At 71.8% G+C, this 21,654-nt stretch carries 15 protein-coding genes and 1 pseudogene; 9 read left to right on the forward strand and 7 right to left on the reverse strand.

Annotated features, from left to right (window positions below; genetic code table 11):
- Position 1: 1 nt before the first annotated feature.
- On the reverse strand, positions 2-964 hold the full coding sequence (locus ACIBTU_RS19660) for an OB-fold domain-containing protein (RefSeq protein ID WP_399127539.1): 963 nt from the start codon (positions 962-964) through the stop codon (positions 2-4).
- Between the two features lie 205 nt (positions 965-1,169).
- A complete protein-coding gene (locus tag ACIBTU_RS19665; protein WP_399127540.1) occupies positions 1,170-1,970 on the reverse strand; it encodes a crotonase/enoyl-CoA hydratase family protein in 801 nt (266 codons plus the stop codon).
- Positions 1,971-2,161: 191 nt separating this feature from the next.
- Between ACIBTU_RS19665 and ACIBTU_RS19670 the strand changes: the two genes are divergently transcribed.
- The 3 genes from ACIBTU_RS19670 (at position 2,162) to paaK (ending at position 6,023) form a co-directional block, all read left to right on the forward strand.
- Positions 2,162-3,784: an acyl-CoA synthetase gene (locus ACIBTU_RS19670; RefSeq protein WP_399127541.1), complete on the forward strand. Its 1,623-nt coding sequence runs from the start codon at positions 2,162-2,164 to the stop codon at positions 3,782-3,784.
- 50 nt (positions 3,785-3,834) lie between these two features.
- On the forward strand, positions 3,835-4,638 hold the full coding sequence (locus tag ACIBTU_RS19675) for a GNAT family N-acetyltransferase (protein WP_399127542.1): 804 nt from the start codon (positions 3,835-3,837) through the stop codon (positions 4,636-4,638).
- Positions 4,639-4,715: 77 nt separating this feature from the next.
- Positions 4,716-6,023 carry a phenylacetate--CoA ligase PaaK gene (gene paaK, locus ACIBTU_RS19680; RefSeq protein ID WP_399127543.1) on the forward strand — a complete coding sequence of 436 codons (1,308 nt, stop codon included), beginning with the start codon at positions 4,716-4,718 and terminating at the stop codon, positions 6,021-6,023.
- Between the two features lie 30 nt (positions 6,024-6,053).
- Here paaK and ACIBTU_RS19685 read toward each other — a convergent pair.
- Positions 6,054-7,560 (reverse strand): annotated as a pseudogene (locus ACIBTU_RS19685) (acyl-CoA synthetase).
- A gap of 117 nt (positions 7,561-7,677) precedes the next feature.
- On the opposite strand from ACIBTU_RS19685, the gene ACIBTU_RS19690 reads away from it, so the two are divergent.
- Entirely contained in the window at positions 7,678-10,092 is a 2,415-nt protein-coding gene (locus ACIBTU_RS19690) for a penicillin acylase family protein (RefSeq protein WP_399127544.1), read from the forward strand.
- Positions 10,093-10,169: 77 nt separating this feature from the next.
- Here the strand turns inward: ACIBTU_RS19690 and ACIBTU_RS19695 are convergent, their stop codons facing one another.
- A complete protein-coding gene (locus ACIBTU_RS19695; protein WP_399127545.1) occupies positions 10,170-11,735 on the reverse strand; it encodes an acyl-CoA synthetase in 1,566 nt (521 codons plus the stop codon).
- 243 nt (positions 11,736-11,978) lie between these two features.
- Positions 11,979-13,079, reverse strand: coding sequence for an NAD(P)H-dependent flavin oxidoreductase (locus ACIBTU_RS19700; RefSeq protein ID WP_399127546.1), 1,101 nt, complete (start codon positions 13,077-13,079; stop codon positions 11,979-11,981).
- Between the two features lie 178 nt (positions 13,080-13,257).
- Here ACIBTU_RS19700 and ACIBTU_RS19705 point away from each other — a divergent pair, with 178 nt between their 5' ends.
- On the forward strand, positions 13,258-15,054 hold the full coding sequence (locus tag ACIBTU_RS19705; protein WP_399127547.1) for a serine hydrolase: 1,797 nt from the start codon (positions 13,258-13,260) through the stop codon (positions 15,052-15,054).
- Between the two features lie 114 nt (positions 15,055-15,168).
- A complete protein-coding gene (locus tag ACIBTU_RS19710) occupies positions 15,169-16,410 on the forward strand; it encodes an FAD-dependent oxidoreductase (RefSeq protein WP_399127548.1) in 1,242 nt (413 codons plus the stop codon).
- Between the two features lie 48 nt (positions 16,411-16,458).
- On the opposite strand, the gene ACIBTU_RS19715 is transcribed toward ACIBTU_RS19710, so the two are convergent.
- Positions 16,459-17,073 carry a TetR/AcrR family transcriptional regulator gene (locus tag ACIBTU_RS19715; RefSeq protein WP_399127549.1) on the reverse strand — a complete coding sequence of 205 codons (615 nt, stop codon included), beginning with the start codon at positions 17,071-17,073 and terminating at the stop codon, positions 16,459-16,461.
- Between the two features lie 104 nt (positions 17,074-17,177).
- Positions 17,178-18,230, reverse strand: coding sequence for a LacI family DNA-binding transcriptional regulator (locus tag ACIBTU_RS19720; RefSeq protein WP_399127550.1), 1,053 nt, complete (start codon positions 18,228-18,230; stop codon positions 17,178-17,180).
- A 263-nt stretch (positions 18,231-18,493) separates the two neighbouring features.
- Between ACIBTU_RS19720 and ACIBTU_RS19725 the strand changes: the two genes are divergently transcribed.
- Genes ACIBTU_RS19725 through ACIBTU_RS19735 form a run of 3 tightly spaced genes read left to right on the forward strand, consistent with a single transcriptional unit; the run spans position 18,494 to position 21,628 of the window.
- Positions 18,494-19,765, forward strand: a complete 1,272-nt coding sequence (locus tag ACIBTU_RS19725; protein WP_399127551.1) for an extracellular solute-binding protein — start codon at positions 18,494-18,496, stop codon at positions 19,763-19,765.
- An 11-nt stretch (positions 19,766-19,776) separates the two neighbouring features.
- Positions 19,777-20,733 carry a carbohydrate ABC transporter permease gene (locus ACIBTU_RS19730; RefSeq protein WP_399127552.1) on the forward strand — a complete coding sequence of 319 codons (957 nt, stop codon included), beginning with the start codon at positions 19,777-19,779 and terminating at the stop codon, positions 20,731-20,733.
- Complete coding sequence (locus tag ACIBTU_RS19735) at positions 20,720-21,628, forward strand: carbohydrate ABC transporter permease (protein WP_399127553.1); 909 nt, start codon at positions 20,720-20,722, stop codon at positions 21,626-21,628. The genes ACIBTU_RS19730 and ACIBTU_RS19735 overlap by 14 nt, the downstream gene beginning before the upstream one ends.
- Positions 21,629-21,654: the final 26 nt, after the last annotated feature.

A 21,654-nucleotide genomic window follows, 5' to 3' on the forward strand; every position in this document is an offset into this window, starting at 1 on the left:
CTCAGATCAGCTCCTTGTACGTGTCGTAGTCGGCGTCCGGTTCGCCGGTCGGCCGGTAGTGGTCGGGGTAGCGCCCGCCCTCGGTCCAGACCGGTTCGACGCGCAGGCCCATGCGCACCTGGTCGTAGGGGATCCCGGCGATGCGGCCGTGCAGGGCGAGGTCGGCGCCGTCGAGCGCGATGTGCGCGTAGACGTACGGCACTTCGATGTCGAGGTTCTTCGCCTTGATGTTCACGATGCAGTACGTGGTGACGGTGCCGGCCGGGCCGACCTCGACCTGTTCCGTGGTAGCGACGCCGCAGGTGGGGCAGGCGCCGCGGGGCGGGACGTAGACCTTGTGGCAGGAGGGGCAGCGTTCGCCGACGGTGCGGCGGTCCGCGAGGGCGTTGATGTACCGGGTCTGGGCGCCGCCGGGGCTGTACTCGTAGTCGAGCCGGGCCGGGGTGACGATGCCGGTGACCATGGCGCCGAACTCGCCCTGGTGCGGGGTGGCCTGGGCGGGTTCCGTCGTGCTGTCGTCCGGTTCGAAGCAGGCGATGTCGGTGATGGCGCCCTCGCGCTCGGCCGCCCAGCGGATGCGGACGCGTTGTCCGGTGTGCACGGCGTCGGGGCCCGGGACGTCGAGGGCGTGCAGGAGTGCGGTGTCGGCGCCGTCGAGCTTGACCAGGACCCAGGCGAACGGGGTGCCGAGGGGGTGGCCGCGGCGCGGTGCGTGGTTCCAGGCCCAGGTGGTGACGGTGCCGGTGGTGCCGACCTCGACGAGGTCGCGCAGCTCGTCTGCGGTGTCCGGGTCGTACTCGACGGGTGGTACGAGGACCTTGCCGGTCGGGGTGCGGACGCCGAGGGTGACCTTGTTCCGGAGTCCGGTGAGGAAGGCGCTCTGGACGGGGCCCAGGGAGCGGGTGAACGGGAACTCCACGATCAGGGGTGCCCGGAGTATGTCTGGGCGGGGGGCTGTTGTCATCGCGCGGGTCTCCTTCGGTTCGGGTCGGGTCCTCGTCTGCGGGGTTCGCTGTCTCGTCGCCGACTGCGGGTCGCGTCATGGCTGGTCGCGCAGTTCCCCGCGCCCCTAGAGGAGGCTGCGCCTCATCGGGGAGATGCCACCCGAAGGGTGTGCATCTCAGGGGCGCGGGGAACTGCGCGAGAAGCCCCACCGGCCCGCAGCCGGATCACTCGCGACGGAAAACGGCGGGGCGGTGCTCCGCGAAGGCGCGAGCCCCCTCCTTCGCGTCGGCGGTGTCGAAGATGGGCCACCCGCGCTTGAGCTCCGCGGCGAGCCCGTCCGACTCGGAGAGCTCCGCGGACTCGTACACGGAGGCCTTCACCGCCTCGACGGCCAGCGGCCCGCACGCGTTGACCCGCTCGGCCAGAGCCAGCGCCGCGTCGAGCGCCGTACCGTCCGGCACCACACTCCCGACGAGCCCGATCGCCGCCGCTTCGGCCGCCGTGTAGGGCCGCCCCGTGAGCAGCATCTCCAGCGCGTGTGTGCGCGGGATCTGCCGGGGCAGCCGCACCGTGGACCCGCCGATCGGGAACAGCCCCCGCTTGACCTCGAAGAGCCCGAACATCGCCGACTCCCCCGCGACCCGGATGTCCGTGCCCTGGAGGATCTCCGTGCCGCCCGCGACACAGGCGCCCTCCACCGCCGCGATCACCGGCTTGCGCGGCCGGTGGTGGCGCAGCATCGCCTTCCAGTGCAGGTCGGGGTCGGCCTTCATGCGGTCGCGGTACTGCTGCCCGTCCATGCCCTTGCCGGCGAGCGCCTTGAGGTCCATGCCGGCGCAGAACGCGCCGCCGGCGCCGGTGAGCACGACGGAGCGGATCGCGTCGTCGGCGTCCGCCTCGAGCCAGCCGTCGTAGAGGCCGACGAGCATCGGCAGGGACAGGGCGTTCTTCGCCTCCGGCCGGTTGAGCGTGAGGACGAGCGTCGCGCCCTCACGCCGTACGTCGAGATGTTCGGTACCGCCCATGGCTGCCCTCCAGTCGACCGGAGCCCCGAGGTCCCGTGACCCTCGGAACGAGAACAGGTTGCAGGAGGGGGCGGACGGGCACAAGAGTTTTCTGACAGGTAGTCAGATTTCTTGCCGCGGCCTCTTCCGCCTTCCTTCCGACTCTGCTGTGATGACCGGCACACGAGACGGTGCCACGGTCAGGAGGAGCGGTGGAGTACAACCTTGCCGACCTGTTCGAGTCGGTCGTCGACGTGGTCCCTGACCGCGAGGCGCTCGTCCATGTCGATCACCCGGGCACCGGGGCGGAGCGCAGACTGACGTACGCGGAGCTGGACGCGGCGGCCAACCGCCTCGCGCACCATCTCGTCGACAGCGGCGTCCGGCCCGGCGAGCACCTGGGGCTCCACCTCTACAACGGGGTCGAGTACCTCCAGACCGTGCTCGCCTGCCTCAAGGCGCGCGTCGTGCCGGTGAACGTCAACTACCGGTACGTGGAAGAGGAGTTGGTCTACCTCTACCGCGACGCCGATCTGACCGCGCTGGTCTTCGACGCCGAGTTCACGGAGCGCGTCGCGGCGGCGCTGCCGCGGACGGAGAAGCTGCGGCACCTGATCCGGGTGGGGACCCCGGATCCGGCCGCGCCGCCACTGAAGGCCGTCGACTTCGCGGAGGCGGAGGCCGCCGGTTCGCCGGAGCGGGGCTTCGGGCCGCGCTCGGCCGACGACCAGTTCATCATCTACACCGGCGGCACCACGGGCATGCCCAAGGGCGTGATGTGGCGCCAGGAGGACCTGTTCTTCTCGGGTCTCGGGGGCGGCGCGCCGACCGGGGAGCCGGTGGCGCGGCCCGAGGAGCTCGCGGAGCGGGTCGCGGCGGGCGGCGACGGCATCACGTTCTTCCCGACGCCGCCCCTGATGCACGGCACGTCGACGCTCACCGCGTTCATCGGCTTCAACTTCGGCCAGCGCGTCGTGATCCACAGCAAGTTCGTGCCGGAGGAAGTGCTGCGCACGATCGAGAAGGAGAAGGTCACCAGCATGTCGCTGGTGGGCGACGCGATGCTGCGCCCACTGATCGACGCGCTGAGCGGCCCGCTGAAGGGCACCGACTGCTCGTCGATGTTCAGTGTCTCCTCGTCCGGCGCGATCATGTCGGACTCGGTGCGGGCCGCGTTCCAGGCGCTGGTGCCGAACGTGATGCTCCTGAACAACTTCGGCTCGTCCGAGTCCGGGTTCAACGGCACGGCGACCGACGGCTCGGGCGCGGGCCAGGGCTTCCGGCTGCGGGTCAACGCCCGTACGCAGGTGGTGGATCCGGCGACGCACCGACCGGTCGCGGTCGGCGAGGTGGGGCGGCTCGCGCAGCGCGGCCATGTGCCGCTCGGCTACTACAACGACCCGAAGAAGACCGCCGAGACCTTCTTCGAGTACGACGGGGCGCGCTGGGTGCTGCTCGGCGACATGGCGACCGTCGACGAGGAGGGCATCGTCACGGTCCTCGGCCGGGGTTCGCAGTGCATCAACACCGGGGGCGAGAAGGTCTATCCGGAAGAGGTGGAGCAGGCCCTCAAGTCGCATCCGGACATCTACGACGCGCTGGTCGCCGGGGTCCCGGACCCGAAGTGGGGCAATCATGTGGCGGCCGTGGTGCAGCTGCGCGACGGCGCCCCGGAGCTGACCCTGGACTCGCTCCAGACGCACTGCCGCACCCATCTCGCCGGCTACAAGATCCCCCGCCAGCTCGTCGTGACGGACCGCATCCAGCGCTCCCCCAGCGGCAAGGCGGACTACCGCTGGGCGCGCAGCGTGGCGGCGGACTCCGCGGCCGGCTAGGGCGCGCTAATCCGGTTGCCCCGGCATCGCGCCGGTGCTGGGGTGACCGCATGGATTCTGAAGCGGTACGGGACCTGTACGACCGGCAGATGCGGCGCGAGGCGCGGCCCGACGAGGCGGGCGCCGTCATCGAGCGGACCGGCGGCGTCGTGCGCCAGCTCGGCCCCGAGGGCGGCTGGAGCGCGGTGCTCTGGTCGGACCTCGACGAGGAGAGCGCCGACGCGGCGATCGCGGAGCAGGTCCGGTTCTTCGGCGCGGCCGGGCGTGACGTCGAGTGGAAGACGTACGGGCACGACCGGCCCGCCGATCTGCCCGCGCGCCTGACGGCGGCCGGGTTCACGGCCGAGGAGCGCGAGGCGCTGCTCGTCGCGGAGACGGCGGCGCTGCCGCTCGACGTGCCGCCGCCGGACGGGATCCGGCTGCTGCCGGTGACCGAGGAGGCGGACGTCGCGCTCGTCGAGAAGGTGCACGACCAGGCCTTCGAGGGCGGTCGCTCGGTCATCGGGCAGTTGCTGCGCAGCCAGCTGGCGCAGGATCCGGGCACGGTCGCGGCGGTCGTCGCGCTGGCCGGGGCCGAGCCGGTGAGCGCCGCGCGGCTCGAGCTGCACCCGGGCACGGACTTCGTGAGCCTGTGGGGCGGCGGCACGGTGCCGGCCTGGCGCGGGCGCGGGATCTACCGCTCCCTGGTGGCCTTCCGGACCCGCATCGCCGCCGAGCGCGGCTTCCGGTACGTGCACGTCGACGCCTCGCCGTACAGCCGGCCGATCCTGGAGCGCCTCGGCTTCGTCGCCCTGGGGACGACCACCCCGTACGTCCTGGAGGCGAGGGACAACCCGCACGCCCGTATCTCTTGACGTGGGTGGTCCCGGCTTGAATTACTGACGTCAACAGATCAACCGAATGATCGGTCGGGACTTCGGGAGTGCGGACGATGACGTCGAGGGCTTCGAACACACAGGGCTGGGACGCGGGCGAGCTGATGGGCCTGCCCGAGCTGCGGGCGCTCCAGGTGGAGCGGCTGCGGGAGACCCTGGCCCGTGTCTACGAGCGGGTGCCGTTCTACCGCGACGCCTTCGACAAGGCCGGGGTCCGCCCGCAGGACTGCGCCTCCCTCGCGGACCTGGCCCGCTTCCCGTTCACGACCAAGACGGACCTGCGGGACAACTACCCGTTCGGGATGTTCGCGGTGGACCGCTCGGACGTGCGCCGGCTGCACGCCTCCAGCGGTACGACGGGCCTGCCGACCGTCGTCGGGTACACGCAGGACGACCTGGACACCTGGGCGGACCTGGTGGCGCGGGCGATCCGCGCGGCGGGCGGCCGTCCCGGGGACACGGTGCACGTGGCGTACGGGTACGGCCTGTTCACGGGCGGTCTCGGCGCGCACTACGGGGCCGAGCGGCTCGGCTGCACGGTGATCCCGGCGTCCGGCGGGATGACCTCGCGCCAGGTGCGGCTCATCCAGGACCTGAAGCCCGAGATCATCATGGTCACGCCGTCGTACATGCTGACGCTGCTCGACGAGTTCGAGCGGCAGGGCGTGGACCCGCGCAGCTCCTCGCTGCGGGTCGGGATCTTCGGCGCGGAGCCGTGGACGGAGGAGATGCGGCGCGAGATCGAGGAGCGGGCCGGGATCGACGCCGTCGACATCTACGGCCTGTCCGAGGTCATGGGCCCGGGCGTCTCGCAGGAGTGCGTGGAGACCAAGGACGGGCTGCACATCTGGGAGGACCACTTCCTCCCCGAGATCGTCGACCCGATCACGGGCGAGGTGCTGCCCGACGGGGAGCAGGGCGAGCTGGTCTTCACCTCGCTCACCAAGCAGGCGATGCCGGTGATCCGCTACCGGACCCGGGACCTGACCCGGCTGCTTCCCGGCACGGCGCGGCCCGCGTTCCGCCGCATGGAGAAGATCACGGGCCGCAGCGACGACATGGTGATCCTGCGCGGGGTGAACCTGTTCCCGACCCAGGTCGAGGAGATCGTGCTGCGCACCCCGGCCGTCGCCCCGCACTTCCAGCTGAAGCTGACCCGCGAGGGCCGCATGGACGCCCTGACGATCCGCGCGGAGGCCCGCCCGGACGCGACCCCGGCCGAGCGGGAGGCGGCGGCGCGGGCCATCGCGGCGGGCATGAAGGACGGGGTCGGCGTGACGGTCTCCGTGGAGATCGTCGACCCCGAGACCCTGGAGCGCTCGGTCGGCAAGATCAAGCGCATCATGGACCTGCGGAACGTATGAGCCGGTTCACGGGCGGGTTCGCCCGCCCGCTCATCCGGCGGCGAAGCGGTCCCGCAGTTCGCGCTTGAGGATCTTGCCGCTCGCGTTGCGCGGGAGTTCGTCCACGAAGACGATCCGCTTCGGCGCCTTGAAGTGGGCGAGCTTCTCGCGGGCGTGGGCGAGGAGTTCGGCCTCGGTGACCTCGGCGCCGCGGACCACGACGGCGGTCACCGCCTCGATCCAGCGCTCGTCCGGGAGGCCGACGACGGCCGTCTCGGCGACGGCGGGGTGAGTGTAGAGGGCGTCCTCGACCTGACGGGAGGCGACCAGGACGCCGCCGGAGTTGATGACGTCCTTGACCCGGTCGACGACGGTGAAGTAGCCCTCGGTGTCCCGCACGGCGAGGTCGCCGGAGCGGAACCAGCCGTCGCGGAAGGCCTGTGCGGTCTCCTCGGGCTTGTCCCAGTAGCCGTCGCACAGCTGCGGCGAGCGGTAGACGACCTCGCCGGGCGTGCCGTCGGGCACGTCCTTGCCGTCCTCGTCGACGATCTTCGCCTCGACGAACAGGACGGGGCGCCCGCACGAGTCCATCCGGCCCTCGTGCTCGTCGGGGCCGAGGACGGTGGCGAGCGGCCCGATCTCGCTCTGCCCGAAGCAGTTGTAGAAGGCGAGCGAGGGAAGCCGTTCGCGCAGCCGTTCCAGGACGGGCACGGGCATGATCGAGGCGCCGTAGTACGCCTTGCGCAGGGCGCCGAGGTCGCGGGTGGCGAAGCCGGGGTCCTGGGACAGGGCGATCCACACGGTCGGCGGCGCGAAGAGGCTGTCGGCCTCGCCCGCCTCGACGAGGTCCAGGATCGGCCCGGGGGCGGGCGCGTCGAGCAGCGTGTTCGTGGCGCCGACCGCGAGATAGGGCAGCAGGAACACGTGCATCTGGGCCGAGTGGTAGAGCGGCAGCGCGTGCACCGGCCGGTCGGTCGCCTTGAGGTCGCGGGCGTGGATCGCGCTGACGTACTCGTGCACGAGGGCCCGGTGCGTCATGCGGGCACCCTTGGGCAGGGCGGTCGTGCCGGAGGTGTAGAGGAGCTGGACGAGGTCGTCGGCGCGCGGCGTCGGACCGTCGTACGGCTCCGCGGCGGGCAGCCGCGCGAGCAGCGAGTCGTCGGCGTCGCGCAGCGCCAGGGTGTCGGTGCCGTCGGGCAGGTGGCGGGCGAGGTCGGGGTCGGTGAGGACGAGGGTGCTGCCGGACGAGGTAGGTGAGGTCGTCGCCGGTCAGGTTCTGGTTGACCGGCACGTGCACGAGGCCGGCCCGCGCGCAGGCGAGGAAGCCGATCAGGTAGGCGTCCGAGTTGTGTCCGTAGGCGCCGACCCGGTCGCCGGCGGACAGGCCCAGGCCGCGCAGCACCCCGGCCGCGCGCGAGACGGCGTCGTCCAGCTCCTCGTACGTCCAGGAGCGCGGTCCGTAGCGCAGGGCGACCCGTGCCGGGGTGCGGCGGGCGCTGCGCCGCAGCACGCCGTCGACCGTGCTGCCCGTTGCCTCTGCTGCCGGTGAGCTCGTCATGGCGTGATCCTCAGCGGTGCGAAGCGCCGGGTCAAGAGGTCTACGCAAGGGCCTCGGCAGGCGACATACCCGTTGGTACGCTCAACCGCCCCTGTTTCCCCTCCAGTTGGGAGCACGATGCGCACCCGCCCGAGACGGCGGCCCCTCGCGGCCGTCGGGATCACTCTGCTGACCGTGCTCGGCAGCACGGCCGCGGCGCCCTCCGCGCAGGCCGGCCGCGCGGATCACCCGCACGGCGGCGGCCTGTCCGCCACCATCCGGTACACCGAGTACGGGATTCCGCACATCGTCGCGAAGGACTACGCGAGCCTCGGGTTCGGCACCGGGTGGGCGCAGGCCGCCGACCAGGTGTGCACGCTGGCCGACGGGTTCGTGACGGTGCGCGGCGAACGCGCCCGCCGGTTCGGGGCGGACGCGGCGCCGGACGGCTCCCTGTCCTCCGCGACCACGAACCTGGCCAGCGACCTGTACTTCCGCGGGGTCCGCGACAGCCGCACCGTGGAGAAGCTGCTCGCCACCCCGGCCCCGGCCGGCCCGAGCGAGGACGCCAAGGACGCGATGCGCGGCTGGGCCGCCGGGTACAACGCCTGGCTGCGGGACCACCCGGTCACGGACCCGGCCTGCAAGGGCGCCGGCTGGGTCGAGCCGGTGACGGCGCTGGACGTGGCGGCGCGCGGCTTCGCGATATCGGTGCTCGGCGGGCAGGGCCGCGGCGTCGACGGCATCACGGCCGCCCAGCCGCCCGCGCCCGGAGCCGCCGCCCCGCAGTCCCCGGACAAGAAGGAACTCGCGGACGCCGCACAGGAGTTGTTCGCGCAGGACGACGCGGACATGGGCTCGAACGCGGTGGCGTTCAGCGGGGACACGACGGCGAACGGGCGCGGCCTGCTGCTCGGCAACCCGCACTACCCGTGGCAGGGCGGCCGCCGCTTCTGGCAGTCGCAGCAGACGATCCCGGGCGAGCTGAACGTGATGGGCGGCTCGCTGCTCGGCACGACCGGCATCTCCATCGGCCACAACGCGCACCTCGCCTGGAGCCACACCGTCGCCACGGGCGTCACCCTCAACCTCCACCAGCTCACGCTGGACCCGGCCGACCCGACCGCGTACGTGGTCGACGGCAAGCGGGAGCCGATGACGCGCCGGACGGTCACGGTGCCCGTCAAGGGCGGCCCGGATGTGACCCGCACCCAGTGGTGGACGCGCTACGGCCCGGTCGTCACCTCGATGGGCGCGGGTCTGCCGCTGCCCTGGACGGCGACGACGGCGTACGCGCTGAACGATCCGAACGCGCTGAACCTGCGGGCCTCGGACACGGCGCTCGGCTTCAGCAAGGCCCGCTCGACGGACGACGTGCTGCGCGCCCTGCGCCGCACCCAGGGCATCCCGTGGGTGAACACGATCGCGGCGGACTCCGCGGGGCACTCCCTGTTCACGCAGTCGCAGGTGCTGCCGCGCATCACGGACGACCTGGCGGCGCGCTGCTCGACGCCGCTCGGCAAGGTCACGTACCCGGCCTCCGGGGTCGCGGTGCTCGACGGGTCGCGCGGGGACTGCGCGCTCGGCAAGGACGCGGACGCGGTGCAGCCGGGCATCTTCGGCCCGTCCCGGATGCCGGTCCTCAAGGACGCCCCGTACGCCGAGAACTCGAACGACAGCGCGTGGCTGGCCAACGCGGACCGGCCGCTGACCGGCTACGAGCGGGTCTTCGGCACGGTCGGCACGCCCCGCTCGATGCGGACGCGGGGCGCGGTCGAGGATGTGGCGGCGATGGCCGGACGCGGGAAGCTGACCGTGGCTGACCTCCAGCGCCAGCAGTTCGCGGACCGGGTGCCGGCCGGTGATCTGGCGGCGGCCGACACGGCGCGGGCCTGCGCGGCGCTGCCGGGCGGCACGGCGACGGGCAGCGACGGCAAGGCCGTCGACGTCGCGGAGGCGTGCCGGGTGCTGGCCTCCTGGGACCGCACCATGCGGACGGACAGCCGCGGGGCGCTGCTCTTCGACCGGTTCTGGCGCAAGCTGACGGCGAAGGTGCCGGCGGCGCAGTTGTGGAAGGTGCCGTTCTCGGCGGCCGACCCGGTCCGCACGCCGAACACGCTGAACACGGACGCTCCCGGCTTCGCGACGGCGCTCGCGGACGCGGTCGCGGAACTGCGCGGCGCGGGCATCCCGTCGGACGGCGAGCTCGGCCGCAACCAGTTCGTGGTGCGGGGCGGGGAGCGGATCCCGGTGCACGGCGGCACGGAGTCCCTCGGTGTGTGGAACAAGGTCGAGACCGCCTGGAACCCGGCGGGCGGCGGCTACACCGAGGTCGTGCACGGCTCCAGCTACATCCAGGCCGTGGGCTGGGACGGCGGCCGTTGCCCCGTGGCCCGTACGCTCCTGACGTACGGCCAGTCGTCGAACACGGCGTCGGCGCACTCCAGTGACCAGACCCGGCTGTTCTCGGGCGGGAAGTGGGTCACGGAGCGCTTCTGCGAGAAGGACATCCTGCGTTCGCCCGAGTTGAGGGTGGTGCGGGTGCACGACTGAGCCTCTTGAAGGCTCGGTGACGGTGAACGGGAAGGGGGAGGCCGGCCGGCCTCCCCCTTTCCTGTGCGCCGAGCGGTTCAGACGGCCCGGGTGCGGCCCTCCCAGTACGGGTCGCGCAGGCGCCGCTTGTACAGCTTGCCGTTCGGGTCGCGGGGCATCGTCTCGATGAAGTCGACGGTCTTGGGCCGCTTGTAGCCCGCGAGCCTCCGCTCGCAGTGGGCGAGGATCTCCGCCGCGAGCGGCTCCTCCGCGGTGTACCCCTCGGCGACCTCGACGACGGCCTTGACCTCCTCGCCCCAGTCGTCGTGCGGGATGCCGAACGCGGCGGCGTCGGCGACGGCCGGGTGGGCGAGCAGCTCGGACTCGATCTCGGCGGGGTAGATGTTCACGCCGCCCGAGATGATCATGTCGATCTTGCGGTCGCGCAGGAAGAGGTAGCCGTCCTCGTCGAGGACGCCCAGGTCGCCGACGGTGAAGAAGTCACCGATGCGGTTCTTGCGGGTCTTGCCCTCGTCCTTGTGGTACGCGAATCCGCCGGTGCTCATCTTCATGTAGACGGTGCCGAGTTCGCCCGGGGCCAGTCGGTTGCCGTCGTCGTCGAAGACCGCGAGCTCACTGATGGGCCAGGCCTTGCCGACGGTGCCGGGCTTCTTGAGCCAGTCCTCGGCGGTGGCGAACGCGCCGCCGCCCTCGCTCGCCGCGTAGTACTCCTCGACGCAGCCGCCCCACCAGTCGATCATGGCGCGCTTCACGTGGTCGGGACAGGGCGCGGCGCCGTGGATGGCGTGCCGCATGGACGACACGTCGTAGCGGTCCTTCACGTCCTGCGGCAGCGCGAGCAGGCGGTGGAACTGGGTCGGCACCATGTGCGTGTGCGTGCAGCGGTGGGTGTCGATGAGGCGGAGCATCTCCTCGGGCGTCCACTTGTCCATGAGGACGAGGGTGTGCCCGATGTGCAGTGACGCGCCCGCGAACTGGAGCACGGCCGTGTGGTAGAGCGGCGAGCAGACCAGGTGGACGTTGTCGTCGAAGGGTTTGATGCCGAAGATGCCGAGGAAGCCGCCGAGGTACGTCTCCTCGGGGAGCTTGCCGGACAGCGGGCGGCGGATGCCGCGGGGGCGGCCGGTGGTGCCCGAGGTGTAGTTCATGACCCAGCCGAGGGTGCGGTCGGCGGGCGGCTCCTCGCTCTGTCCGTCGAGGAGTTCGGCGTACGGGCGGAAGGTGTCGACGGCGCCGCCCACGGCGTAGCGGTGCGTGGGCGGGAGCTTCGCCTCGTCGGCGGCGGCGCGGGCCTGTTCGGCGAAGCGTTCGTGGGCGACGAGGACCTTGGCGCCGGAGTCGGCGACGATCCAGGCGATCTCGGGGCCGACGAGGTGGTGGTTGACCGGGACCAGGTAGAAGCCGGCCTGGGCTGCCGCGAGGTAGGCGGTGAAGAACTCGACGCCGTTCGGGAGGACCACGGCGAAGGCGTCGCCGCGCCGCATGCCGGTGGCTCGGAGTCCGTGGACGAGGCGGTTGGTGGCGGCGTGCAGTTGTGCGGCAGTCCATGCGGTGCCGTCCGGGGCGATCAGTGCGGGGCGGGCGGGATCGTGCGTGGCCTGGGCCCAGAAGCCGTTGGGTTGTTTCGCGGTGGGGTCGGGCATGGGGTCGGTCCTCTCTGGAGCGGGGTCGCGGCTTCTCGATGGGGGCGGGCGGTTTCGTCGCCGGGTGCGGCTTTCGTCGTGGCTGGTCGCGCAGTTCCCCGCGCCCCTGATGAGGCTGCACCTCATCGGGGAGATGCCACCCGAAGGGTGTGCATCTCAGGGGCGCGGGGCTGTGCCGCTATGCGGCTCCGCCGCGTGGGCGCGAGAAGCCCCACCGGGCCGCACCCGGCGACGAAACCGGAGTCACCTCCCCGCGATCCGGTTCAGGCGGGAAACGGCCTGCTCGAAGCCACGCGTCAGATCATCGAACACGGCCTGGACACTGCGTTCCTCGTTCATCCGCCCCACGATCTGCCCGACCGGCGTCCCGAGCAGCGGCTCGACCTCGTACTTCTGGATCCGCGAGACCGCCTCGGCGACGAGCAGCCCCTGGAGCGGCATCGGGAGCGTCCCGGGACCGGCCGGGTCGTCCCACGCGTCGGTCCACTCCGTGCGCAACTGCCGCGCCGGCTTCCCGGTGAGCGCCCGCGACCGCACCGTGTCCCCCGACCCGGCGGCGAGCAGCTTGCGGGTGAGCGCGGCGGAGTGGAGGTCGGCCTCGGTCGTCGTGAGCCAGACCGAGCCGAGCCACACGCCCTGCGCGCCGAGCGTGAGCGCCGCCGCCACCTGCTGTCCGCTGCCGATGCCGCCCGCGGCGAGCACCGGCAGCGGGGCGACCGCCTCGACCGCCTCGGGCGTGAGGACCATGGAGGCGATCTCCCCGGTGTGGCCGCCCGCCTCGTAGCCCTGGGCGACGACGATGTCGATGCCCGCCTCGGCGTGCTTACGGGCGTGCCGGGCACTGCCGGCGAGCGCGGCGACGAGGACCTCGTGCTCGTGGGCGCGGGCGATGACGTCGGCCGGGGGTGAACCGAGCGCGTTGGCGAGGAGTTTGATCGGATAGTCGAAGGCCACGTCGAGCTGGCTGCGCGCCACCTGTTCCATCCACCCGGTGATGCGCCAGCCGGACGCCTCGCCCTCGGCGAGTTCGGGGACGCCGTGCCGGGCGAGCGTCTCGCGCACGAACTCCCGGTGCGTGTCGGGGATCATCGCCTCGACCTCGGCCTCGCTGACGCCTTCGACCTTCTTCGCGGGCATGACGACGTCGAGTCCGTAGGGTCGTCCGTCGGCGTGCGCGTCGAGCCAGTCCAGGTCGCGTTTGAGTTCGTCGGGCGCCGTGTAGCGGACCGCGCCGAGCACGCCGAAACCTCCGGCGCGGCTGATGGCGGCGGCCACCGCCGGGAACGGGGTGAACCCGAAGACAGCGTGTTCGATACCCAGTCGTTTGCTCAGCTCCGTCTGCATGGGCGCAGGATGCCGCAGCGAACCGGCGGACGGAAGAGCTTTTCTGATGCCCCGTCAGATTTTCCGGTCACGGAACGGACGGCGACGGCACGGCCCGGATGGTTGACACACCCTCCGGCTGACATGAAAGTTTCATCCGTCGAGCGAGATCCCGAAAGATACTTTCAGGAGGCTGTGCATGAGATCGACGGAAGCGGGCGGCACACGGTCCGGTCTCACCCGGCGCCGGCTGGGCGCCGCGACCCTGGCACTGGGCGGCGCGCTGGCCCTCACCCCGTTCCCCGCGGGCCCCGCCGCGGCGGCGACCCCCGCCGGACCGGCGCGCCCCACCCTGCGCCGCGGCTCCCCGGAACGCGCGGGCCTGCTGGCGGGGCACCTGCGCCAACTGGTCGCCGACGCCGAGAAGTTCCTCGGCCCCTCCCCCAAGCACCCGTGGTACGCGGGCGCGGTGCTGCTCGCCGGGCGGGGCGACACCGTGGCGCTGCACCAGCCGATCGGCAAGGCGGTGCGGTACGCGCGCTACGACGCCACGACGGACACCGGCGTCGAGTTCCCGGCCGAGCAGCAGATCGACATGGCCGAGGACACGGTCTTCGACCTGGCCTCCGTCTCGAAGCTGTTCACGTCGATCCTCGCGGTGCAGGAGATCGAGCGTGGCCGCCTCGAACTGGAGGCGACGGTCGCCTCGTACCTGCCGGACTTCGCGGGGGCGGGCAAGCAGGACGTGACCGTGCGCCAGCTGCTGACGCACACCTCCGGGTTCCGCTCCTGGATCCCGCTCTACAAGGAGCCGACGCGGGAGCGCCAGATCGGGCTGATCTGGAAGGAGGCGCTGCAGCACGCTCCGGGCTCCACGTACCTGTACTCGGACCTGAACCTGATCTCGCTCCAGCTCGTCCTGGAGGAGCTGACCGGCACCCCGCTGGACACGCTGCTGCGCGAGCGGATCACGGGACCGCTCGGCATGACCCGTACCCGCTACAACCCGCCCGCCGACTGGAAGCCGAAGATCGCGGCGACGGAGGACGCGCGGGCGCCCTGGTCCGGGCTCGACCGGGGGCTGGTGTGGGGCGAGGTGCACGACGAGAACGCGTACGGGCTCGGCGGTGTCGCCGGGCACGCGGGCGTCTTCTCCACGGCCTGGGACCTGGCGGTCCTGGGGCGGACGCTGCTCAACGGCGGGGCCTACGGCAAGGCGCGGATCCTGTCGGAGGACTCGGTCGAGCTGCTGTTCACGGACTTCAACACCGCGTTCCCCGGCGACGAGCACGGGCTCGGCTTCGAGCTCTACCAGCACTGGTACATGGGTGCGATGGCGACGCCGCGCACGGCGGGCCACACCGGGTTCACCGGCACGTCGCTGGTGCTCGACCCGACGACCGACTCCTTCCTGATCGTGCTCGGCAACTCGGTGCACCCGGTGCGCTCCTGGCGGTCCGGCTCCGCACCCCGGGTCGCCGCGGGCAACAACATGGCGCGCGCGGTCGCCGTCCACCCCGCGCACGGGCGCACCGCCTGGTTCTCCGGCATGGCGAGCGCGACGTCTGCCACGCTGACCCTGCCGGACCTGCGGCTGAGCGCGCCGGACGCCGAACTCACCTGTGCGCTGTGGTGGGACACCGAGCCGGCCTCCGACTTCCTGTTCCTGGAGGTGTCGACGGACGGCGGGGCGAGCTGGAAGCCGCTCCCCTTCACCACGCGCCGCGACCGGGAGGACCCGCAGGACCACGGGTCCGGGTCGGTCGACGGCTGGTCGGGCCGCGCCTGGCACCGGCTGACGGCACCGCTGGGTGACGCCGGCTCCGCCTCCACCCGGGTCCGATGGCGGTACGCGACCGACCAGTTGTACGTGGGCCGTGGCGCCTACGTGGACGGGATCAAGGTCACCGACGGCCGGACCGTCGCCTTCGACGAGGCCCGCCCCGCGGACTCCTCCCGGATCGCGGCGACCGGCTGGACGGCCTCCCGGGACTGAGCGGGTTCATCGCCTGCGAGCCGCTTCTCCAACCGCTCGGTCAGATGTCTGACCGAGCGGTTAGACTCGCTCGCGTCGGCCTGCGGGACGGGACGCACGAGGGAGGACGGACGCGTGGATCGGACGACGTGCTGTGTGGTGGGCGGCGGCCCCGCCGGGATGATGCTGGGGCTGCTGCTCGCGCGGGCCGGGATCGAGGTGACGGTCCTGGAGAAGCACGGCGACTTCCTGCGCGACTTCCGCGGCGACACCGTGCACCCCTCGACGCTGCGGCTCCTGGACGAGCTCGGCCTCGGCGTGCGCTTCGCGGCGCTGCCGCAGCGCCGGCTGACCCAGATGCGGATGCACATCGACGGCGTCGAGGTGGTCGCCGGTGACCTGCGGCGCATCCCCGGCCCGCACAAGTACATCGCGATGGTGCCGCAGTGGGACTTCCTCGACCTGCTGGCGTCGGCGGCCCGCGCCGAGCCGTCGTTCACGCTCCGGATGCGCGCCGAGGTGACCGGGCTGCGCACCGCGCCCGACGGCCGGGTGTGCGGGGTGCGGTACGTGGACGAGGACGGCGGCGCGCACGAGCTGGCCGCCGATCTCGTCGTCGCCTGCGACGGGCGGGACTCCCGGGTGCGGGCGGCGGCCGGGCTCGAGCCCGAGTACCGGGACGTGCCGATGGACGTGTGGCAGGTGAGGGTGCCCGCGCCGCGCGACGCCGTGAAGGACGGACGGGTGTTCCTCAGCATCGGCGCGGGGCAGGTCGCCGCGACGATGGACCGCGGGGACTACTACCAGACGTCCTATCTGATCCGGCGCGGCGCCGACGCGGAGCTGCGCGCGGCGGGCCTCGACCGGTTCCGCGACCGGCTCGGCGCGCTGCTCGGCTGGGACCGCTCGGTGACGGCCGCGATCCGCTCCTGGGACGACGTGAAGCTCCTGGAGGTGACGATGGGCCGCCTCACCACATGGCACCGCGAGGGCCTGCTGTGCATCGGCGACGCGGCGCACATCATGTCGCCGACCGGCGGCGTCGGCGTCAATCTGGCGGTGCAGGACGCGGTCGCGACGGCCCGCATCCTGGCGGCCCCGCTGCGCGAGCGCCGGCTGACCCGCGCGGATCTGGCCCGGGTGCAGAAGCGGCGCCGGCTCCCCATGGCGGTGATCCAGAAGTCCCAGGAGGCCGAGCACGAGATGCTCCTGCGTCCCGCCCTCGCGGGAACCCTGCGCGGGGACCGTCTCCCGACCCCTCTGCGCCTGGTCCGCCGCGTCCCCGCCCTGCGCACCCTGACGGGCTACCTGGGCGGCGTGGGCATCCGCCCGGAACACGCCCCGCCCTTCGCCCGCCGGGCTCCGGAACGGGCCTGATCCCGTCCGACCCCGCCCGATCCGCCCGGCCCGGCCGGTTGACGGGAGTCAGTCGGCGACGGCCCGCAGCACGAAGGTCTCCACCTCGCCCGCGGCGGCGTCCAGGTCGAACTCCGGGTCCGCGAGCCAGTGGGCGACGACACCGTCGATCGCGCCGCCGATCACGAGGGCCACGGCCTTCACGTCGAACTCCCGGAACTGTCCCGCCCGTTGACCCGCTGCGAGCAGCTCGGCCAGCGCCTGCCAGCGGCCGCCGACGTCGTGCTGACCGGGGGCGCGGAAGCGGGTACCGCCGGCGTCGTCGAGCAGGGTCTCGGTGATGACCCGGACGTGCCGGCGGTGGTCCCGCTGGTAGCCGATCATCGCGCGGACGTACGCGACGACGGCGGCCCGGGGATCGTCGCCCCGCTCGGCGACGCGCTCACCGACGTACGCGGTGAACTCGTCGAGGACGTGGGCGAACGCCGCCTGCGTCAGGTTGTCCTTCGACGTGAAGTGGTAGAGCACGGCGGCCTTCGAGAGGCCGGCCCGCTCGGCGATGGCCGACAGGGACGCCGCGGCGAGCCCCTTCTCGGAGATCAGGTCGATGGTGCACTCGACGAGCTGCCGACGCCGGGCCCGCTCGGTGAAGGTGGGCGCACCGTCCGTGCGGCGGGGAGTCATGGGGCACCACCCGTGTTCGGATCCGGTAGTTCAAGGAGATCGAGCAGGTCGAGCAGGTCGAGCAACTCGACAGCCGACCGTACACCAGTGCGCCGGTGCTTCCCTCAGCGCGCGCCCGGGGCCGGCGCGGTCGACTCGCGGACCACGAGACGGGGTCTGATCAGCAGCGACCTGCCGTCGCCGCTGGACGTCTCGATCCGGGCGCGCAGTTGCTGGAAGGTCTCGGCGGCCATCTCGGGCAGCGGCTGGCGGACGGTGGTGAGCGGCGGCTCGAACAGCTCGGCGAGCAGGATGTCGTCGAAGCCGACCACCGACACCTCGCGGCCCGCGCTCACTCCAGCGTCCCGGGCGCCCCGGCACACCCCGATCGCGCACATGTCGTTGATGGCGACGAAGCCGGTGGGCGGCTCGGGTGCGGCCAGCAGTTCGCGGGCGGCGGACCGGCCCAGCTCGGCGGACTCCTTGTCGCCGAACTCGCTGGTGGCGGCGCCGGGCCAGACGATCGCGGAAGCGGGGTCCACCCCGCCCTCCTCCAGCGCGGCACGGAAGCCGCGCAGCCGCTCGCGGCGGTTGACGCTGCTGACCGAGCCGGAGACGAACGCCAGCCTGCGGTGGCCGAGTTCGAGGAGATGGCGGGTGGCGAGCTCGGCGCCCATCGCGTTGTCGACGCTGATGCTGGCGAGGGAGGCGGGGTCCCCGGACTGGGCCGCGCGGTCGAAGGCGACCATCTTCAGACCGCGCTTGAGCAGCGGCGCGACATGGTCGAGGGTCGGCAGCGAGGAGCACAGGACGACGCCGCTGACCCCGTCCGCGAGGAGCTCCTCGCCGTACTTCAACTCCCTGGCCGGGTCGCGCTCACTGTTGCACAGCAGCACGTGGTACCCCTCGGCGAGCGCGACGGCCTCCAACTCCCGGGCGAGCGCGCCCCAGAAGGGGTTGGCGACGGACGGGACGATCAGGCCGATGACCCGGATGCGGCCCGTGCGCAGCATGCGCGCGGCCCGGTTGGGGCGGTAGCCGAGCGTCTCGATGACCTGTTCCACCCGGGCGAGGGTCGCGGGCTGCATCCGGTCGGTCCGCCCGTTCAGCACATTGGACACCGTGCTCGCGGACACACCTGCCGCCTGCGCGACCTGATGGATCGTTACCCCGTTCAACGCGGTGCCACCTCCGGCTCGTCACGTCACTGTAAACACCAGTGTACCGATTTACTGAACGAGGATCACCGCCCCGCCCGAAAAGATTCTTGTGCACGGCCTGTTGACGCCCCAGGAGCGGCATTCCTAGCATCAGTGCATCGATTTACCGAAGGTCGAACCCACGCTGCCCCATGTCATGGGCTCTCATCTACCTTCACCCCACTGCATCGATACACAAAGCTCTCGACCATCTCGCTCCCTCACCTCTTAAGGGGTGTCCCATGGAACTCACGAGACGATCGCTGCTCGCCGCGCTCGGCGCGGGCACGGCAGCGGCGCTCACCGGCTGCGGCGCCGGGTCCGGCACAGGCGGCAAGGCCGGCGGACCGGCCCAGGGGGAGATATCCCTGCTCACCCCCATCTACGAGGGCTCGGACGGCAAGCAGCTCCTGGAGGGCGAGATCCTCCCCGCCTTCCGCAAGAAGCACCCCGACGTCACCGTGAACGTCGACTACACGAACTACACCCAGCTCAACGAGAAGATCACCACCGCGCTCGCCGGCGGCCTGCTCCCCGACGTGCTGATGATGGGCGTCGGCTGGATCCCGCCGTTCGCCGCGAAGAAGGTGCTGGCCGAGCTGCCCGACGAGCTCGCGGCCAAGTACGGCTACGAGGAGCGGGTGCTGGAACCCTCCCGGTACGGCGGCAAGCTGTACGCGCTGCCGACCGTGATGGCGACCCGCCTGGTCGCCTACCGCAAGGACCACTTCGCGGCGGCCGGCATCAAGAAGCCCCCGGCCACGCTGGACGAACTGCGCGCGATGGCCAAGGACCTGACCAAGGGCGACCGGATGGGCATGGACCCGTTCTCGATCGATCTGCGGCAGTGCTGGGAGACCTTCCTGTTCGCCGCCGGCGGCTCGATGTTCAGCACCGACGGCAAGAAGCCCACGTTCACCGGCGCGCGCGGCGTCGAGGCCCTGCAGTTCTTCAAGGACCTCCAGGCGGACGGCTCGGCCGACTACACGAAGAAGACGGAGGCCGACGCCGGGGCCTCGACCAATCTCCAGCTCGGCAAGGCCTCGATGATGATGACCGGCAGCGGCCTGTGGAAGCAGCTGCGGGAGCAGAGCCCCGAGCTCATCGAGAAGGACCTGATCGGCGCGTTCGTGCTGCGCGGCCGCCGGCCCGCGATGCTCACCGGCGGCACGCTGGTGTGCCAGTCGGCGCGCACGCAGCACGCGGCAGCCGCGCAGGCGCTCGTCGCCCACCTCGCCGCGCCGGACAACGTGCTCGCGGCGGCCAAGCAGCGGGAGACGGTGCCCGGCATCAAGGACCTGCGCTCGTCCTCGTACGTGAAGAGCAACAAGCTCGTCGACTTCTCGGTGCGGAACCTGGGCAGTGCCTGCGCGGAGGGCGGGACGCCCGCGTGGATGGAGATCCGCGAGAAGATCAAGCCGACGCTCGAGCCGGCGATCGTGAGCGGGAAGTCGGCGGCCTCCGCCGTCGCGGAGCTCGGTGAGCTGGCCCAGTCGGCCATCTCCCGGCTGTGAGGGCGCAGCCCGTGGGAGCCGTCTCCGTACTCAAGACCCGGCCGCCGGCCCCGCCGGCCGACCCGCCACGCCCCGCGCCCGCCCGGCCCCGCCGGGGTCCCGGGGCCCGGCGGCGCCGCGCGGGACTGCTGATGGTGCTGCCCGCGCTGCTGCACGCGGCGCTGTGGATCGGCGTGCCGGTGATCGCCGCCGTGTGCCTCGCGTTCACCTCGTACGACGTGCTGAGCTCGCCGCGGTTCGTGGGCCTGGACAACTTCCGGGAGATGCTCGGCGACGCGGTGTTCCGCAAGTCGGTCGTGAACACGGTGATCTACACCTTCTTCACGGTGCCGTTCGGCATGGTGCTCGGGCTGCTCCTCGCCCTCGCGCTCGACAAGGGGCTGCGGGCGCGCGGCGTGTTCCGCACCGCGATCTTCCTGCCGCAGGTCACCGCGACCGTGGCCATCGCGCTGGTGTGGCTGTGGATCTACAACCCGCGCAACGGCCTGTTCAACACCCTCCTCGCGATCTTCGGCATCGAGGGCCCGGCCTGGCTCGTGTCCACGTCGTGGGCGATGCCGTCGGTGATCCTCGTCGGCATCTGGCAGGGCATCGGCATGAAGATGCTCATCTACCTGGCCGCGCTGCAGAACCTGCCGAAGGAGCTGTACGAGGCGGCCTCCGTGGACGGCGCCTCACCGGTGCGGCAGTTCTTCTCGATCACGCTGCCGCTGCTCAAGCCCGCCACGTTCTTCGTCCTCATCACCTCTCTGATCAGCGCGTTCCAGTCCTTCGACCAGGTCTACATCCTCACCGACGGCGGCCCGGCCGGCTCGACGACGATGATGACGTACGAGATCTACAAGTCGGCGTTCCGCGAGTTCCGCGTGGGCTACGCCTGTGCCCAGTCGCTGGTGCTGTTCGTGCTCCTCATGGGGTTCACCCTCGTCAACCGGCGCATCATGGGAGGCACCCGTGGCCACGACTGAGACCCGGCCCGCGCCCGTGCGGGCGGCCGTCCGCACCCGGGTGAGGCCCGGCCGGATCGGTCTGTACGTGACGCTCTCGGTGGTGTCGCTGCTGATGGTGACGCCGTTCCTGTGGATGATCGTCACCTCGCTGAAGACGCCGCAGGAGATCGCGGCGCTGCATGCCGGACTGCTGCCCGCGCACTGGGACTTCGGCAACTACGTCGAGGCGTTCCGTGCGGCGCCGTTCGCCACGTACGCGCGCAACAGCTTCGTCATCGCCCTCAGCCACACCGTCCTGAACGTCGTCTTCGCGTCGATGGCCGGGTACGCGCTGGCCCGGATCCGCTTCCGCGGCAGCGAGTTCCTCTTCTACTGCTTCGTCGCCGCGCTGATGATCCCGACCTACACGAAAGTGCTGCCGGAGTTCCTGATCGTGCGGTTCATGCCGCTCGCGGGCGGCAACGACCTGTTCGGGCAGGGCGGCAGCGGCTGGCTCGACACGTGGTGGGCGCTGATCGTGCCGGGCGCGATCACCCCGTTCGCGGTGTTCCTGTTCCGCCAGTTCTACCTGGATCTGCCGGTCGAGCTGGAGGAGGCGGCGCGACTCGACGGGCTCGGCGAGTTCCGGATCTACGCCCGGATCATGACGCCGCAGGTCAAGCCCGCGCTGACGACGGTGGCGCTGCTGACCTTCGAGTCGTCGTGGAACAACTTCCTGTGGCCGCTGCTGGTGACCCGCACGGACAGTCTGCGCGTCATCCAGGTCGGCCTGTCCGTCTTCAAGACGGAGAACGGCACGCTGTGGCACTTCCTGATGGCCGGCACGACGCTCGCGACGCTGCCGATGGTGCTGCTGTTCCTGCTCGGGCAGCGCTACTTCGTCCAGGGGTTCGCGCACACCGGCCTCAAGTGACCCTCAGCGCACCCCACTTCGCTCTC

It is taken from the genome of Streptomyces sp. NPDC050145 (genome assembly GCF_044460245.1).
Lineage (GTDB): Bacteria > Actinomycetota > Actinomycetes > Streptomycetales > Streptomycetaceae > Streptomyces.